This is a genomic window from Bacillus sp. 166amftsu, assembly GCF_900107445.1.
Lineage (GTDB): Bacteria > Bacillota > Bacilli > Bacillales > Bacillaceae_G > Bacillus_A > Bacillus_A arachidis.
Map to the genome: position 1 here is coordinate 13,387 of NZ_FNQA01000028.1, position 16,136 is coordinate 29,522.

A 16,136-nucleotide genomic window follows, 5' to 3' on the forward strand; every position below is an offset into this window, starting at 1 on the left:
TTATTCCCCCCTATTAATCGGAACTAAATTACCAGTCCCTTCTTTTAAAGAATATATAGTATTAGCCTTTACATTTTTAAACTTTTCTACCTTTCCACTTGGCCATTTAACTTCAATCTCTTGAGCTTCTTTGGAGTTTTGTAGACCTAGGTGAACCCGCGGATCACTTTGTGCTCCATGGCTATTTCCGCCATCCTTCTCAATAACAGTTTTAACATCGTTATTTGTAATAGTCACCCTAGTTCCAATTGCATCGCGGTTACTTCCTTCAGATCCTTCTAATGATAGTTTAATCCATTTATTCTCTGTTAACTGTTCATTTTTATAAATACGTGTTTTTGAGCCTTGGTTTGCAAATACTAAATCTAATGAGCCAGTATTATCTATATCTACAGCTGCTACTCCTCTACCATCATCTTTGAAGTTTATACCGACCTCTTTTGCAACATCTATATACTTATTATCTCTGAATAAAAATAAAGATTTTTGTTCATATCCTGACATACTCTTATCTTTGAATGCTGGCCAGTTTTTAGCGTCATGCACTATAAATCCTGGAGTTGTAGCAAGTGTCCCCATATCAAACCAATAAGTTTTATCTTTATTAGCTGAAATGAATCCATTTGTAACAATAATATCTAAATCACCATTATTATCTGCATCAAAAAAACGTGCTCCCCAGGACCAACCAGACTGTTTAACTCCTAAATCTGGTGCCAAGTCCTTATAATTCTCACCATCTTCTGAGTACCATAATTGATTTCCTTCAAGCAGATATTGCTCTTTACTTATATTTGATACATAATTTACAAATTTTCCAGTGTGAAAAATATCTCCGAAATCAACATTCATTCCTTTAAAAGTATCATCACCAATGCCCCTCTTTTGAACGACTTTTTTAAATCCCTTACCTTCTTGATTGATATAAAGTGAATCAGGACCAAAATCGTTTGCATTGTAAAGATCGGTCCATCCATCATTATTTAAATCTCCTGATCCAGTAGCAAGAGTCCAACCTGTATCATCTACTCCCATTTCTTTTGCAACATCTGTAAAGGTTCCGTCCCCATTATTTTTTAAGAGTCGATTAACACCGCCATTTCTAGCTCTTTCAAAGTCATCATGAAAAATTTTTGTATCTTTCATATTCCATAAGTTATCTTTCTCGTCAAAATAAGCACCTAAATATAAATCTAAATTACCATCTTTATCGAAGTCTAATGCTATAGCTTTTGAAAGATAGCCCCAAACATCTACTTTCGCTACTTTGGTCACATCTGTAAAGGTTCCGTCCCCATTATTCTTATAAAGAGTACTTTTACCCCAAGCCCCTACGAACAAATCTACGTAACCATCATTATCATAATCAAACCAGACAGCAGTTTCTGATATACCTGATTTGTTAACATCTCCTACACCCGATTCTTTTGTTACATCTGTGAAAGTACCATCACCATTATTTTTATATAATTTATTTGAACTCTTTTCTTTAGAGTTTATAAGATAAATATCCATATATCCATCTCGATTATAATCACCAACAGCTACCCCAGCTCCTGTGGCAGTAAGCCAAGGCATAACATTATCAGCCTTACTATCAAAAGTTGCTTTTTCATGAACAAACTTAACCCCGGTCTGTTCTTCTGATAATTCTTTAAATTTGAATCCATAATCTCCTTTTTTCACTTCAGTTTTAGTAGAGACACAACCACTTAACAGAACAATTATTATTAGTGGAATAAACTTATTTAGTAGATTTCTCATGATTTTCTCCTTTTTTATAGACTTCTTTTCTAACTCCATCCATCCATTTTAAGTAAAATAAACTATCTACTTTGTGACTAGATAATTCGTTTTCAATTTTGTGAACTATTTGTACCCATGGGTGTATATATTCTTTATTCAATTCGGGTAATTCTTTTATTATTTTCTTCCAATAAATCGGATCCTGTAACTTCCTTGCTTCCAGCCCAAATGCCATACCTTGAGCGAATGAAGATTTATAACCCATTGGTAGGCTATTGTAAATTGAAAAAGATTTGCTTAATTGATCAAAAAAAGAATATGCAACAGCTAAGCCTAAGCCACTAAGGGCATCTTCTTTATATTTTTCAGGGACAAATTCAATTCTTTTTAAACTTTCTTCAATTTGAAATTCACTTTGAAACCAAATGCTTCTTCCGAATCCTTGAAAACAAACTCTTTGATATTCAGTTTTAAGATGTTCAAATTGTTGAAAACTCTCATTATCGTTCTTTAAAGAATACAAGCCCGTTCTAAACCCAACACCATCTAGAGCAATGAGACAGTATTTAGCATTTAGTTTTTCAAACCATTTTTCGTATTTAGATTCTTGAAATCCATATCTAATTAGAAGCCACCATCCTAAGCCAACATAGAATTGATATTTATGAAGTGGTGATAGCTTTGTAATATACTTTTCAAAAGCCTTAGCTTTATTAGTAGAAAGGCTAGCCCTTATTCCAAATCCCATACCAGCACCTTCATATGCAAATCCCTTGTAATATGAGGGGAATTTACATTCTAAATATTTTCTAAGTTTTTTCATATCTAAAATAAATGCTAACGTTGCATTACTACCAGATAAAAAAGATTTTAGTATGAGGGGAAATCTTTCCGAATAGATGGGAGTCGAGTAGGAAAACTTACGAAGGTTACTGGAAATATCCTGATTTCCAAAATAAAGAAACAGAAAACGAAGAAAAAGTGCAATTATAATACTACTAATGATGAATAATAAAATAGTTATTATCATGGTTGCATCCTATCATTCAATATAGTGAAAATGTCGTTAATACAGGATAAACTCATTAAATCTTCTTCGTCAAAACATACATTGTACTCGCGTTCTATATGGACAGATAATTCTAAAGCCATTAAGGAATCCACCCCTAACTCATTAAAAGGTGTAAAAATATCTGACTGATTAAGGCTTTGTTCGGATATCTCAGCAATCAATTTAATAATTTGTGTTTCTATTTCACTCTTAGAATGCATATATCTCTTCCTTTCTATTTATATTAAGCCACCATCTATAACAATAGTTTGTCCAGTAATATAAGAAGATTCATTACTTAAAAGAAACAAAACAATGCTAGCAACTTCTTCTGCGTTTCCAAACCTATTCAGACTAATACTGTTACATAATTGTTTAATTTCCCCTTCATCAAAGGAAGAAGTCATGTCTGTTTCGATGTAGCCTGGAGCAACAGTATTCACTCTAACACCTCCCCTTCCTAACTCTTTGGCAAGAGACTTAGAAAATGCGATTAGGCCACCTTTTGAACTTGCATAGTTAGTTTGTCCTACAGCACCAGTAATTCCTGAAACGGAAGAAACATTTACTACAGAACCTTTTGAAACTAGTAATTGTCGCATGAATTTTTTACATAAATAGATTGGAGCTATTAAATTTATCTGCAGAATAGAGGAAATGTCATTTGTATCCATTTTAAAAAGTGGATTATCTTTTGTTATTCCAGCATTATTAATTAAAAAATCGATCCTCCCTTCGGACTGTAATTTTTCATATAAACTATCAATAGATTTAAGATTACTATAATCACAATGAAAAGGCTTGATTTCTCCCTTATAATTACTACACTCTTTTATCAAAGATTCTGCTAGCTTATCACTCTTATTATAAGTAAAAAATACTTTACACCCTGACTGTGACAGTTTTTTCACAATTTCTCGTCCAATACCTCTGGCCCCACCAGTAACTAAGGCCTTTTGATTTGCAAAGTTAAATTGAATGTTCATTACACTCCCCCTAAACCCGTTTAATAATGGTTGCAGCATTAAATCCTCCGTAAGCAGAAACTGTCTTTAATAAAGAGTTAATTTGTTTTCTTCTAAATTTCTTTCCTACAGGTAATTTTATATCTGGATCTAATTCTGAATAGTTATAGGCCGGTGGTATTATATTTGAAAGCATGGATTGAATTCCCGCACACAATTCTAATAAACTGTTAGCTCCGAGGGTATGACCAAAGTATCCTTTTAACGCTGTCACATCTGGAAGATTTCCCCCTTTAAAAGCCCTGAATATTTCCTTCGATTCATATTTATCCCATAATGGTATTCCTGCCCCATGAGGTATTAACAAATCAATCTCACTATTAAATTTAATCAGTGCCCTGTTGATTGCTTTGGAATAGCAATGAGAGGTTACATCTGGAAGATTTAATTTCCAATTATCATGTTGAAAAACAGAACCAAAGTATTCACATAATACTTCCCCCTTTCTTCTACTAATACTATTCTCAGATTCTAGAATAACAGCTGCTGCTCCATCACCCAGTACAGAGCCATCACGTTGTTTATCAAAAGGCTTAATAATTCCTTGTTTGGAACTAAACCCCTTTTCACTTAACCACATGTGCTCTGTTACATGTGCATAATCTGAACAAACAACTACCACTTGATCAGCCTGACCCATTTTTATGAGATTACTCCCTATCTCCATTGCATGTAACCCTGATGCGCAAGCGTTATTTATTATATAGTGTGCACCATTTATATTTAGTGCTTTTGCTAAGTAAAAAAGATGAGGAAAAGTTTGTAGTTTAAAATAATCTTTTTTATATTGATTAAAGGCCTCTAGTGGTGTAGCTTTTTTCAAGGGCGGACCTTGCAAAACCTTATTAATCAAATTATTTATACCGACATTTTCATGACCTATAATTAAGGCCACATTCTCACGTTTTTTAATCTTTGAATTTTTTAAAGCTAAACTCGATGCTATATACATTAGAATAAAATCCATATCTTCTTCAATATTTTCTTGTTTTATCCAAGAGTATGTCTCTTGTTTTATCCAATCCTTTATGTCTAATTTAGGTATTGGATATACTGGATACTCTATTTCGCTCTCATCGTACATAATATATTTTCTTTTTTGCACTTGAACTTTTTGATTCAAAATAGAGTTCCATACATTGCTTGAGTCTATCCCTCCGGAGGAAATCATACTAGTACCAGTAATATATACCTTTTTCATCTTATACTCCTTGGTCTTTTCTGGTAGAAAGATCTTCAATTATTTGGGATAAAATTGTCTTTTTAGATAACGGATTATAATTTTCATAGTCCAATTTTAATCCTGAACCATCCCTTTTTTCTTTTTGAATAACAATAGCATTTACAAATTCATGTTGAATCTCAGTTTTATAGATATAATCAAATAAGTCATCGGGTAATAATTCTAATTCGCAAATTATTACCTGGTCACATCCTCTGCAAGCAATAAGACTCTCTGTAAAAATGATTGAGTTTATTCCACTATTTTCATTATTGGATAGCGTATAATTAATCCCATTAATATTAAAGTACATGCTTGCAAATCCTCCAATTACATTTAATACTGTCCATGGGAATATTCCTGGATTAGATTTTCCAATACCAAACCTTTGTATCTCCGAGTACATATTTTCAATAGCAGCAAGGTTTGAATCCTTTGTAAGTATCAATAAGGCTGTTCGATCAGACTTTTCAGAAATTGGCCAATCAACCTTTGCTTGCTTTAAAGCTTCGCCAATCGCTATACATGCAAGTTGTGCCGGTCGAAACGCTCTATCTAATTTATCCCATCCTAATAAAGAAGGCTTAAAATAAGGAATTTTTCTTTTATCTCCAGCTTGCTTAAAAGAATTAAAGCTTGTAGGTGATATACTATATCCTCCTGTTATATACAATAAAAACACCTCACAATTACATGTTGTTTTTTGTGGCCCAAAGTCTAAAAGGTATTATAGATAAAGCCGCTATAGTAAATAATGCATAGAATTGAGAGTTTGGTATGTTGTAAATTCTAAAAATTGCATCTATTAAAGCTACAGATAATCCAAAAATAATCCGGGCTTTTCTTGTTGTTGGAGTTGATTTAGGATCTGTAATCATAAAAAAGCTGAATAATTGGAGTGAAGCTCCCATAAGTGGTCCTAAAGCAGCCCATAACGGTGCTCCAAAAGCATAATGACGCATCAAAGCAAAAATTACAAATCCCGTTAAATATGAAACTACAATGTCTAATCGTTTTGCCATGTAACACGCAATTACACCTAAACAGAGAACTAAAGCCATAACAGTAAATCCATTAGTCCATTGTTTGGGAGTACTCACTGCATATGCAGGAAGTAAGAATAAAACTACGACCATTGCAAGGTTATTTGGATTAAATACGTGGCCTCCTTTAAATCGTATTGTAAATTTTAGAACAATAGCCAAAAAAGAAGTTAGTACGTATATAGCCAGAACATGAGAACTTAATAAAAGTGAAACTCCTAATCCTGTAATAAATGCACTGAGTGGAAAAGCAAATTTTTTATATATTACTCGAACGATTATGAATTCAGTAAGTACTGTGGTTGTGACGGACACAAAGACAGCATCCCATTGTTGGAAGAAACCTAAGAAAAGTTGCCCTGCACAGACAAATGTGAATAAAAATAGAAGAATAAAATACCTTGGATCAACCTTGTAGTCCCTCCAAGATATTACTGGCTTTAAATTTTGATTGTATTCCTTTGACATAGAATCACCTATACTTTCTCTAATACTAAGGAGGAATTCATTCCCCCGAATGCATAAGAATTGGACATAATATATTCTCCTGAAAATTCATTTACTTCGGTAATTACATCTGCAGTTATAATGGGATCTTTTTGTAATAGATTTATCGTTGGAGGTAACTTTTTTTCCTTTAGAGCCAGAATACATGTTATAGCTTCTATAGCACTTGCTGCCCCTAATGTATGACCAATGTTCGCTTTTATAGAGCTAGTTTTTATTCCTTGTCCAAAAACGTGTTGTAACGCAATAGCTTCCATATAGTCATTAGAGGGGGTTCCTGTCCCATGAGAATTTACATATTTAATATCTTGGGGTCCCAATCCGGCCATCTTCATAGCTATCGACATTGCTTCTATTGCTCCCCTAGCTTTCGGATCGGGCTTAGTTACATGGTATGCATCCGATGTCAATCCAAATCCCGCGACACTCGCTAGAGCGTTTTTTCCTCCCCTTTGATTAAAATGATTCTCACTCTCTAATATTAGTATGCCGACACCCTCTCCTAATGCTAATCCTTTTCTATTGTGATCGAAAGGTCTACATAAATCTGGTGTCAGAGCTCGTAGGCTTTTAAATCCCGCATATGCAGTCAGAGAAAAAGCATCTACACCTCCTGCAATCATGACATCAGCCCTACCGTTTTGGATTTCTTCATAGGCAATTGCAATTGCATAGTTACCTGCAGCACAAGCATTAGTAATGGTCCATATTGGACCATTTATCCCCAAATAGGAAGAAATATTATCTGTAAGGGCATAGGGCTTATCCACCCTATCTCCTCTTACATTTCCAAATACAATGTCCTCATGTTTACCAAGCTCCCCCATTGTGGTTCCAATGCTAATTCCAATTCGACTACGGTTCATATTTTCAAGATCAATACCTGATGAATAAATTGCATCTTCAATCCCTGTTACTAACAGAGATGTTGCTCTTCCAAAAGCGTTTTGACCAGGAGTTTTATAACAATCAAATTCATTAATCACAGCATAATTTGTTTTTATATTGTATTTGGTAAATGATTTAATCCCAGACTTTCCCAGAAGGAGATTATCCCAAAATTGATTTACATTAGTTGCAATTGAATTAATTGTACTAATACCTGTTACTAAAACCCGCATTTTCAGCACCTACTTAATTTATTAATTTATCCATAGAACATTAAGATCTGTGATAGAGTCCTCGGGTCTTTGGAAAATATCAATACCACGGACTTTTTCAACAACTTTTAATGCACGATCTTTCTTTGTCTTTGCTCTTAACTCTAAATCCTTATTATTTGGAAATCGATCATAGCCTCTCTCCCAAACTGCCCGTCCTTCTGCAATTTCCCCTTCTTTGACGAGTGCATCTCCATATGTAATGTAAAAGTTTTCAAACATAGGAAATTTTTTATCCGAAAATTTCTCAGCTATTGCTACACAAAAAGCCAAATCCTGTATAGCTTTTTCAGTTCTTTTTAATCCCGATGGCCAATATAAATTATTTACGCCCCTTGCATAACGTGCTAATAAATTGTTTGGGTTATCTTCTAATATTTCATTGAGAATCATGATAGATTGAGTCGATCGCTGACCTAGGGCAGCAGTCCCCAAGTCATGATCTTGTAATAAATCTACGTATGATAATGCCAAATGAAGCTTAATATCATTGGAAGGCGTTATTTCTTGAAGAAAATTTATATACTCTTCAGTTCTTTTTTGTTTTAACATAGTCATTCTCAGTTTATTTAATAAAACATGATTATTTGGGGAGACTTTTATTGCCTCTTTTAAGTACTCTATCTGTTCTTCTTTAGGCAATTCACTTATTATTGCCATTAAATAAGGATGATTGGATTCATTTAGAGATTTCTTCAAGCTAGTTTCTTTCTTTTTTTGTTTTTTTTCTTTTTCAATTAATTGGGAAAATGATTTCTCCTCACTAAAATCAACACCTAAATCATCGTAAGAAACTTGTGATATCTCTGGGATTTTATAAGGCTTCGTATAAATCTTATATATAGATAAAATTATACAAACTGAAACAACTAACAGACTGGCTATTACAATACGTTTTCTTTTCAACTTTTCTTCCTCCTATGTTAGTTCTTTAATCGATACTGGGATGGATTCTCTCCAACCACCTTTTTAAACATTCTTGAAAAATGTGTCAGATCCGTATATCCAGTATTAAAACAGACTTCAGTAACCGAGTAACCTTGATCCAATAACATTTTAGCTTTCTGTATCCTTCTATGAATGATATATTGCTTAAAACCTTTCCCAACAATTCTCTGAAATGTACGAGAATAATGACTTTTACTTACATAAATATGTGCAGCTACACTTTCTAAACTTAATTCATTATCATATAAATGCTCTTCAATATAAGTTAAAGATTTATAAAACATTCTATTTTCATCTATAGAATTTGCATAAATACCTAATGATTCTAAAAAATTATGAAATAAGTTTATATTAGGCTTAGAAGTTCCTGTTAATATTAACAATGGATTTTGTGATTTCAATTCACTAAGTTTCCAACTACTCGGAAACATTTCTTCCCCCGTTATTAACATAAATAAGACATTTGATTTTTCCCTAATTACTTCCACAACCATTTCGAAGCTTTCTACTAATATTGTTTTCACTCTTCTCGAATAGATAGGATTACTCAAAAATTGATTTACTTGATTTATATCCTTGTATACTAAAATGATAGCTTCTGTTAACATTTTTCCCCCTCCAAATCCCCTTTTTACAATATTAACAACATTGGAATATACTTAATATGCTTAATTAGCTAAATATTCGTACTTTTTTGTCTTTATTTGTAAAAATATCCATAATTATTTATATTAAACAATTATGGATTAGGACTATTCAGAAAAACGGCAATAACGATTAACCTCATACATAAAGATATTACATGAAAAGCTTTATGTATTTTTATCCAACTGTTTTATTATATAAACCTTCTTAGCTGTCTCTGTTATAAGTTGCATATGCCAATGTAAATATACTCAAATATGAATTCGTTTAACATCCTCAAACTTAAATGTGGGATATGAAAATCAATAACTATTGTTTAACCCCAAGTATTCTAGTTTAATGAACATAGTATTTTCAAATAATATGTTCACTAAGATTTTTCATTGCTATTTTCAACGATAAAGAGGAAAATTCATAAATAAGTAGTACATAGGCATTATTTTTTCTAAACCTTCTTTTTTCTCAAAGAATCAAGGAGTTAATATAAGCCGAGAAATTAAGTGGTGTTCATAGTAAATACTATAGATAGTTAGTTTTTTCTAATTGTAGGGGAGGAAAATCCAATGATTTAAAGGTATTATCGGAAAGTTAGCAGAAATTCTTTCATGGATTCTACATTTTTAGCTTCCATTTCTAAAATTTGATTAAATTGACTACGAAGTAAAGAAATATGAGGTTGAGGATAATTTGTAATAATGTAGTAAGCTTCAAGCCATAATTTAGAGGTAATTAGAAATTGACTAGACAGTTCTTCTTGTGAAAAACCTTTTAAAAAAGAAGAAAAGTTATACCGAGAAATTGAAAATTGCTTTATGGAAAATGCTAAATCTTCTAAATTAATATCAGCCATATCAAGAATAAATTGTTTCAATCCATTAATTCCTAGTTCACATTCTTTAATTTCTTCACTCTTAATTTCATATTTACCATCTGATATAGTAATATACTCTTTTACTTGTCGGAGCAAATCTGATGTATTTTTAGGATAATATGCTTTGGAAGATTTTTGAGCGGTAAATAGTGTATACTTACTAATTTGTTCAGTTGAATCAATTGTACTTAGCATCTTTTTTAAAGTATCTTCTTTGTAATATTTTAAAATTTTTTCTGAATGATTGACTAGTACATATTCTTTAGCTTCTAAATCGATACTTATTAGCTCCCAGTATGATCCACTTTTTTCAACAAACGAAGGTTCTCCAATAATAAGTCCCACTGACTGGTGCTCCATAATTAACTCCTGTAACTTATCAACCACATGATCTATTGTATAACAAACAAATTCTTGTATATTAATATTATGGAGCTCTAAAAGAGATTCATTAAAATTACTGTAATAAGGTGTAAAGATGAACCTGGAAATATTCCGATTGAATTTATAAAATAATCCACACTCATTCCATATAAAATTATTAAATAATCCATTTCTTTTTAATAATGCCTCGAAAAGTAACTGATAATCATTTAAATTTTTATTTTCATATACAGAAAAATTCAAACAATTCACTCCTTATTGGTTTCGATATTAACTAATTCATTTTTCTGAGGGTTGTAGTCAATATAGATAAAAAAAGTACATCCTGTTTCCGTGTAGACATCATGAGCTTGTTCGCCTGCTGCAACTAAAAAATCTCCTGCTTTCATGATATCTTCATTCAAACGTACTTCACCCTCTACTAAATACGCTATTTCTCTTCTTAAGTGATTATGTAGGGGAATTCTTCCACCCGGATCAACTTTTACAAGAAAAACAACGCGACCGGTTTCAGGTTCTTCCCATAGATAACACATACTGGTTCCTGGATACATGCCATCGTCCCATTTCATATTTTCTTTGTGAACTATATAATGTTTAGTTTCCATATTTTCCTCCTATCTCATATTATCTAAAGCATTTTTTATACCCTTTATTAAAAAATCACATTCATCCTTATTGATAATAAGTGGTGGATACATCAATAGAATTGAATTAAAAAAATTACCCAAGACTCCTTCTTTTTGTAAATTTTTATTAAATTGGTATCCCCATTCAAAAGATACAGGTGTTTTTAGAGATTCATTTTCAATAAATTCTATAGCAATCATTAATCCTTCTCCTCTAATATCACCTACATTAGGATGATGCATTAATTCCTTAATAAGGGATTCGAGGATATACGTTCCTTTTTCACGAGAATTTTCAATTAGATTATACTTCTCTATATAATCTAAAACAGCTAAGGCTGCAGCACACCCCACTGGATGACCTGATTGAGTAGAACCGTGTAGAAAAATACCACCATCACTAAATAATTCTCGTGAAATTTCCTTTGAAATTAAGGTTGCACCCATAGGAAAATAACCGCCAGTTAATCCCTTTGATAAGACTAATAAATCTGGAGTAACGCCGTAATACTGAGATGCCGTGAACGTCCCACATCGTCCAATCCCAGTTGTTACCTCATCCATAATAAGTAAGATATTATATTTCTGAGTGATATGTCTTACCCCTTGGATAAATTCTCTTGGAAAAGGAATAATGCCATTCACTCCCTGGATTGGCTCTAATAATACAGCAGCAATCTCATCAGGGTTATTATCTAAAATTCGTATTTCCAAAGCTTCTAAGCAATAATCTATAAGCTTCTCAACTGTATCTTCAGTTTTTTGTCTGAATAAATTCGGAGAAGGCGAAGTGATACACCCTTCAAGTGCATTTCCAAACTGTTCTTTGATACCCAAGTTTGTGACTGCTCCTGATCCAAAAGTAGTTCCATGATAACTCCCTTCAAAACTTATAAATTTCCATTTTTTTGATCCCTGCTGCTTAAAAAACTGCCTTGTAAGTCTCATAGCTGTTTCAACTGCTCCTGATCCATCATTAGCAAATGAAACGAGATTAAAATTAGGTCCACATTTTTCACATAATTTCTCCGCTAGAGGCTGCACAAGATAATGACTTTGTTCACATGTTGAGAAAAAACTTAGGGTATTCAACTGATTAGTCATTTTATTAATGATTTCTTGGTTTGATAACCCTACTGTAGGAACAGCTGTTGTTAGATATAGATATGGTTTCTCTTGATCATCATAAACCCAGCAATCTTGTCCCCTATTAATATGAATAAAACTCTTTTGAATACTATTTGTTAAATCTTCAGCTTCTTCCATTTCAATTTTTGGCATCATACTAAAAGGGTGTAGATAATTATATTTCATTACAAGCGTCCTCCCTAAAAATTTGTGATTTTAACAAAGGATTTATTCACAGAAGAATCCTCAATCGTATAACCAAAATTTCCAATATGTTCAAGCTCTTCTAGACTCATTTTTCCTAACATAAAGTCTAATAAATGCTTAACAACTTTTTTATTATGCTTCTGATAAAAATAATGGTGACTTTCTTTCATTGATTCAATATAGTTATTCAATCTTCTTGGATGGGCTAAATGCACATTTTGCGCTTCTCTCTGATAATAGAACTTTTGATTATACATATATGCTCTAAATCCTAATTCAAAATGTTCAAAACCCCATTCTTTAAATCCTTCATCAAAAAATCCAATCTTGTTTAAAGTAGCTTTTGAGATACTTAGATTTCCAGAAAAAGTTGATAGCCAAGCGATTGAAGATTGAGTATTTCCATCTTTGTTATAAAGTTGATAAACTAATCTACAATATTGAGGAATTCTATCCCACTTTTTCTGTTCAAATCTGTCTAATATATACTTTCTATTTTGTTGTTCAGCCAGGTATAAATCTCTTACTTGTCCTATTATTACAAAATTATCCCCCAATTTTTTGTATGCCTCATAATGTGCTTTTACAAAATCACTTCTAGGTATTCTATCAGCATCATTAAAAATAATCATTCCATCTTTCACATGCTTTATACCATGATTTCTTGCTTTTGCTCTTCCACCTTTTGCAATTCGAATATACGATAAATTCAAATCCTTTGAGTAGGCTTCTACAATAGCGGAAACAGGTTCTGTTGACCCATCATCAATTACAATAATATGCGCCTTGTTAAAAGGAGGGGTTTGCCGAGTAAATCCATAGAGGGTTAAAGAGAGAGGAAAGGCTTGATTATATACTGGTATTATGACAGTAATCTCATCCATTAATACACCTCAAATCGATATTGTTATTTATATTTTACTCATTAGTATTTTTAAGTTCTCGGCTTTAGGGGGACAAAAATGATAAAAAAAACCAAGTTCCTTAAATATATTTTTATTATAGTTATGTTAGAAAGGAGTGAAAGAATTTTGTTAGGAAAAGATTTTACTAAAAACGAGGAGTACTTAGCAGCTCCACTTAAAAAAGTGTGGAATTTTATCTCAACAACAGAAGGTTGGAAAGCTTTTCTTTGCGATATAGCTTCCAACTCTAATGGAAAAAAAAGAATATATCTTGGTGATCAAATTGAGCTAGTTTTAGGGGAGTTATCCATTTCATCAACATGTGTAGGTTTTAAAGAGAATCGCCTAATTTGCTTTTATGAAAAATATAAAGCACTCTTTCCAAATGGAGAGAACTGGTTCTATAATTTAACCACAAGCTTCGAACTATCTCCTATTAATGAACATACAACTAAAATTATTGTTATTTCTAGAGGATACGAATCTAATGAAATGATGCAATGGGTTAAAGAATGCTCTGAAATGGGTTGGCGACAAACATTATATAATTTAAAAAGTGTAATTGAATTAGGACTAGATTTGAGAAATGAGATATTCAATTATCCAAGACTAGGAGTCTTTAATTACACAGCTAATTTAAATCAATTAGCCCAAAATAATATGGTTCACTCAAAAGGAAATTTTCTGTCCAAAGTTTATAATAATGGACCAGCATACAACGCTGGGTTAAGAGATGGGGATATTATTACACATATAAATGGTTATAAAGTCCCTACTTACTATGACTTTGTAAGGGTTTTGTCTAAACATTATTTAAAAAAGAAAAATTTAAGTATTAAATATATTAGAGATGGTCAACAGTTTTTAACAAACACTACTTTGACATATAATGACAGATTTACAGGAATGATTGACCCGTTAACAAAGCCTTTGGAAAAAGTAGCTAGCGAAAGAAAAAATAATGATAAATAGGAGTTCATATTAATTTAATAGAGAAGTATATAAGTAATGTAACTAATTAGAAAATGATGATGAATAAGTTAATAATATCATGGGATCTTATTAAAAATTCAAAGACTGCAAAGTGCTTATTTAAGAAGGCCTTGCAGTCTTTTCGTGTTTTAAAATTTCATTATATAGCAGACAAAAACATACGCATCCTATAGTTAACAAATTGTATACTTCAGATATATTCTACGCCTAATTAATTCTGTAGAGCATATTAATTACTACAGCTTTTTGATGCTATTTTGCTTTAGTTTAATGATGGCAAGATGAAAACTTTATAAAATGAATATTTCGATAGGAAGTATTTATCCTATCAGTCAAAATTCAATTTAGGTATATCCATAAAACTCTTCGTATATGTGTCTTAAATTGAATATAAAACTTTATAAACTTACACAAGTGATATCATATAAAGAGATGAACCTAAAAATCTATTAATAATAATATTTAAAATAATGAATAAGATTTGTTTGGTAAAAAGAACTACTAATTGAATAATTATCTCATAGAATAACTACTTTCCACACTTGTTTTACACTCAAAATACTTAGAACTATACAAAAGGTATTTGAGCATATTAAAAAATGGTATCTTAAATATAAAGCGACTTCAAGCATTGTTTTAATAATTAATATTTCTTGGTTCTTATTTGGATAGATACGAAATTTACATTGTTTTATTTACTAACATGGGTTATACCACAAACTTTCATATGTTGCCTACAATATATGAAAAAACGTAGGCTCACTCCTACTGACATTCATTTCCCACCTAAAATTAATATTTTATAACTTTGTATTTTTGAGGAAGGAGTCTTCTTTCGGAAAACTATAAAATCCATATACCATTTATATTATTTTAATAACTTTTGGTGTCTGATAATAATGAAAATACTAAACTATAGCGAGTGCCACTATTAACTGCACCTACTGCATGGTGCGAAAAAGGACTAAAGAGCATCCCAACTCCAGTATTATGTATGGGAGGGATAATTTTAACTAAATCCTCAACACTTTCCGAGCGAAATAACCCTAATGCTCCTCCATCTTTTTCAGTCCAATCATCATTAAAATATATTATAAAGCGGTGAGTAAATGTATTTATTTTTTCAGTTTCAAAGTCAGTGTGTATTGTAGTCCCTCCACCTTCTTTATACATAAAAGCTGTTAAAACAAGTGTTTCTTTGAGTGACACCTTAAATATGTCTTCAAAAGTTTTAAACAGCTTTAAAAAAGTGTTTCCAGAAAATATTCCTTTTAAATTATCTGGAACATCTGATAAGTCAATATTAAAAGCTAATGAATTATGATTTGTTGCATTTTGGATTTCCCATAGTTCAGTTTCCTTTAGCCAATCAAGTACCTGTTTTGCAACTGCTGGAGCTAAAACCTCATTAACCAAGATATGTGAAAATGGATCTTTAAAAGATTTTACCTCTTTAAAACTAATGTCCGTAATATGATTTGATTTTTTTTCCATTTGGACCACTCCAATATACTGTTAATATAGAGACCTAGTATACTACTAGGTCTCTTTTTATCACTTATTATCTGAATGCTTAACTACTAGATTCTTTTCTGCTGATTCCTTTGCAGCAATTTGTTTAACAGCAGGACCCCTAGCTTTAGCATCTTTGTCTTTAGCAAAATCCGCCAAC

At 31.9% G+C, this 16,136-nt stretch carries 16 protein-coding genes; 1 reads left to right on the forward strand and 15 read right to left on the reverse strand.

The features are described from left to right. From BLV40_RS25685 to BLV40_RS25750, 14 genes are all read right to left on the reverse strand, one after another. On the reverse strand, positions 1-1,764 hold the full coding sequence (locus BLV40_RS25685) for a CRTAC1 family protein (RefSeq protein ID WP_090695247.1): 1,764 nt from the start codon (positions 1,762-1,764) through the stop codon (positions 1-3). Then, positions 1,745-2,776 (reverse strand): DUF1702 family protein, encoded by a 1,032-nt coding sequence (locus tag BLV40_RS25690; RefSeq protein WP_090695251.1) that lies wholly within the window; start codon positions 2,774-2,776, stop codon positions 1,745-1,747. Before BLV40_RS25690 ends, BLV40_RS25685 begins: the two co-directional genes overlap by 20 nt. Next, positions 2,773-3,018, reverse strand: coding sequence for an acyl carrier protein (locus BLV40_RS25695; protein WP_090695253.1), 246 nt, complete (start codon positions 3,016-3,018; stop codon positions 2,773-2,775). Before BLV40_RS25695 ends, BLV40_RS25690 begins: the two co-directional genes overlap by 4 nt. A gap of 18 nt (positions 3,019-3,036) precedes the next feature. Further along, positions 3,037-3,783, reverse strand: coding sequence for an SDR family oxidoreductase (locus BLV40_RS25700; protein WP_170833713.1), 747 nt, complete (start codon positions 3,781-3,783; stop codon positions 3,037-3,039). A gap of 10 nt (positions 3,784-3,793) precedes the next feature. After that, positions 3,794-5,023, reverse strand: a complete 1,230-nt coding sequence (locus BLV40_RS25705) for a beta-ketoacyl-[acyl-carrier-protein] synthase family protein (protein ID WP_090695262.1) — start codon at positions 5,021-5,023, stop codon at positions 3,794-3,796. 1 nt (position 5,024) lies between these two features. Then, a complete protein-coding gene (locus BLV40_RS25710; protein WP_090695266.1) occupies positions 5,025-5,717 on the reverse strand; it encodes a beta-ketoacyl-[acyl-carrier-protein] synthase family protein in 693 nt (230 codons plus the stop codon). A 16-nt stretch (positions 5,718-5,733) separates the two neighbouring features. Then, a complete protein-coding gene (locus BLV40_RS25715) occupies positions 5,734-6,555 on the reverse strand; it encodes an RnfABCDGE type electron transport complex subunit D (RefSeq protein ID WP_090695269.1) in 822 nt (273 codons plus the stop codon). Between the two features lie 8 nt (positions 6,556-6,563). After that, positions 6,564-7,715 carry a beta-ketoacyl-[acyl-carrier-protein] synthase family protein gene (locus tag BLV40_RS25720; RefSeq protein WP_090695272.1) on the reverse strand — a complete coding sequence of 384 codons (1,152 nt, stop codon included), beginning with the start codon at positions 7,713-7,715 and terminating at the stop codon, positions 6,564-6,566. A gap of 21 nt (positions 7,716-7,736) precedes the next feature. Then, complete coding sequence (locus BLV40_RS25725) at positions 7,737-8,660, reverse strand: tetratricopeptide repeat protein (RefSeq protein ID WP_090695276.1); 924 nt, start codon at positions 8,658-8,660, stop codon at positions 7,737-7,739. Positions 8,661-8,677: 17 nt separating this feature from the next. Beyond that, positions 8,678-9,310 (reverse strand): helix-turn-helix transcriptional regulator, encoded by a 633-nt coding sequence (locus tag BLV40_RS25730; RefSeq protein ID WP_090695280.1) that lies wholly within the window; start codon positions 9,308-9,310, stop codon positions 8,678-8,680. 614 nt (positions 9,311-9,924) lie between these two features. Beyond that, positions 9,925-10,845 (reverse strand): hypothetical protein, encoded by a 921-nt coding sequence (locus BLV40_RS25735; protein WP_090695284.1) that lies wholly within the window; start codon positions 10,843-10,845, stop codon positions 9,925-9,927. Positions 10,846-10,850: 5 nt separating this feature from the next. Beyond that, positions 10,851-11,210, reverse strand: coding sequence for a cupin domain-containing protein (locus BLV40_RS25740; RefSeq protein WP_090695287.1), 360 nt, complete (start codon positions 11,208-11,210; stop codon positions 10,851-10,853). Positions 11,211-11,219: 9 nt separating this feature from the next. Further along, a complete protein-coding gene (locus BLV40_RS25745) occupies positions 11,220-12,545 on the reverse strand; it encodes an aminotransferase family protein (protein WP_090695290.1) in 1,326 nt (441 codons plus the stop codon). Positions 12,546-12,559: 14 nt separating this feature from the next. Next, positions 12,560-13,450 (reverse strand): glycosyltransferase, encoded by an 891-nt coding sequence (locus BLV40_RS25750; protein ID WP_090695294.1) that lies wholly within the window; start codon positions 13,448-13,450, stop codon positions 12,560-12,562. 78 nt (positions 13,451-13,528) lie between these two features. Here BLV40_RS25750 and BLV40_RS25755 point away from each other — a divergent pair, with 78 nt between their 5' ends. Next, positions 13,529-14,443: a PDZ domain-containing protein gene (locus tag BLV40_RS25755; RefSeq protein ID WP_090695297.1), complete on the forward strand. Its 915-nt coding sequence runs from the start codon at positions 13,529-13,531 to the stop codon at positions 14,441-14,443. An 894-nt stretch (positions 14,444-15,337) separates the two neighbouring features. Here BLV40_RS25755 and BLV40_RS25760 read toward each other — a convergent pair. Further along, complete coding sequence (locus BLV40_RS25760) at positions 15,338-15,958, reverse strand: 2OG-Fe(II) oxygenase (RefSeq protein ID WP_090695301.1); 621 nt, start codon at positions 15,956-15,958, stop codon at positions 15,338-15,340. Positions 15,959-16,136: the final 178 nt, after the last annotated feature.

What these genes read in the sequence shown, in the direction of transcription:
- BLV40_RS25685 (WP_090695247.1), bottom strand. Translation starts at nt 1,764, where the DNA reads ATGAGAAATCTACTAAATAAGTTTATTCCACTAATAATAATTGTTCTG.
- BLV40_RS25750 (WP_090695294.1), bottom strand. Translation starts at nt 13,450, where the DNA reads ATGGATGAGATTACTGTCATAATACCAGTATATAATCAAGCCTTTCCT.
- BLV40_RS25705 (WP_090695262.1), bottom strand. Translation starts at nt 5,023, where the DNA reads ATGAAAAAGGTATATATTACTGGTACTAGTATGATTTCCTCCGGAGGG.
- BLV40_RS25730 (WP_090695280.1), bottom strand. Translation starts at nt 9,310, where the DNA reads ATGTTAACAGAAGCTATCATTTTAGTATACAAGGATATAAATCAAGTA.
- BLV40_RS25760 (WP_090695301.1), bottom strand. Translation starts at nt 15,958, where the DNA reads ATGGAAAAAAAATCAAATCATATTACGGACATTAGTTTTAAAGAGGTA.
- BLV40_RS25715 (WP_090695269.1), bottom strand. Translation starts at nt 6,555, where the DNA reads ATGTCAAAGGAATACAATCAAAATTTAAAGCCAGTAATATCTTGGAGG.
- BLV40_RS25695 (WP_090695253.1), bottom strand. Translation starts at nt 3,018, where the DNA reads ATGCATTCTAAGAGTGAAATAGAAACACAAATTATTAAATTGATTGCT.
- BLV40_RS25745 (WP_090695290.1), bottom strand. Translation starts at nt 12,545, where the DNA reads ATGAAATATAATTATCTACACCCTTTTAGTATGATGCCAAAAATTGAA.
- BLV40_RS25690 (WP_090695251.1), bottom strand. Translation starts at nt 2,776, where the DNA reads ATGATAATAACTATTTTATTATTCATCATTAGTAGTATTATAATTGCA.
- BLV40_RS25720 (WP_090695272.1), bottom strand. Translation starts at nt 7,715, where the DNA reads ATGCGGGTTTTAGTAACAGGTATTAGTACAATTAATTCAATTGCAACT.
- BLV40_RS25700 (WP_170833713.1), bottom strand. Translation starts at nt 3,783, where the DNA reads ATGAACATTCAATTTAACTTTGCAAATCAAAAGGCCTTAGTTACTGGT.
- BLV40_RS25755 (WP_090695297.1), top strand. Translation starts at nt 13,529, where the DNA reads ATGATAAAAAAAACCAAGTTCCTTAAATATATTTTTATTATAGTTATG.
- BLV40_RS25740 (WP_090695287.1), bottom strand. Translation starts at nt 11,210, where the DNA reads ATGGAAACTAAACATTATATAGTTCACAAAGAAAATATGAAATGGGAC.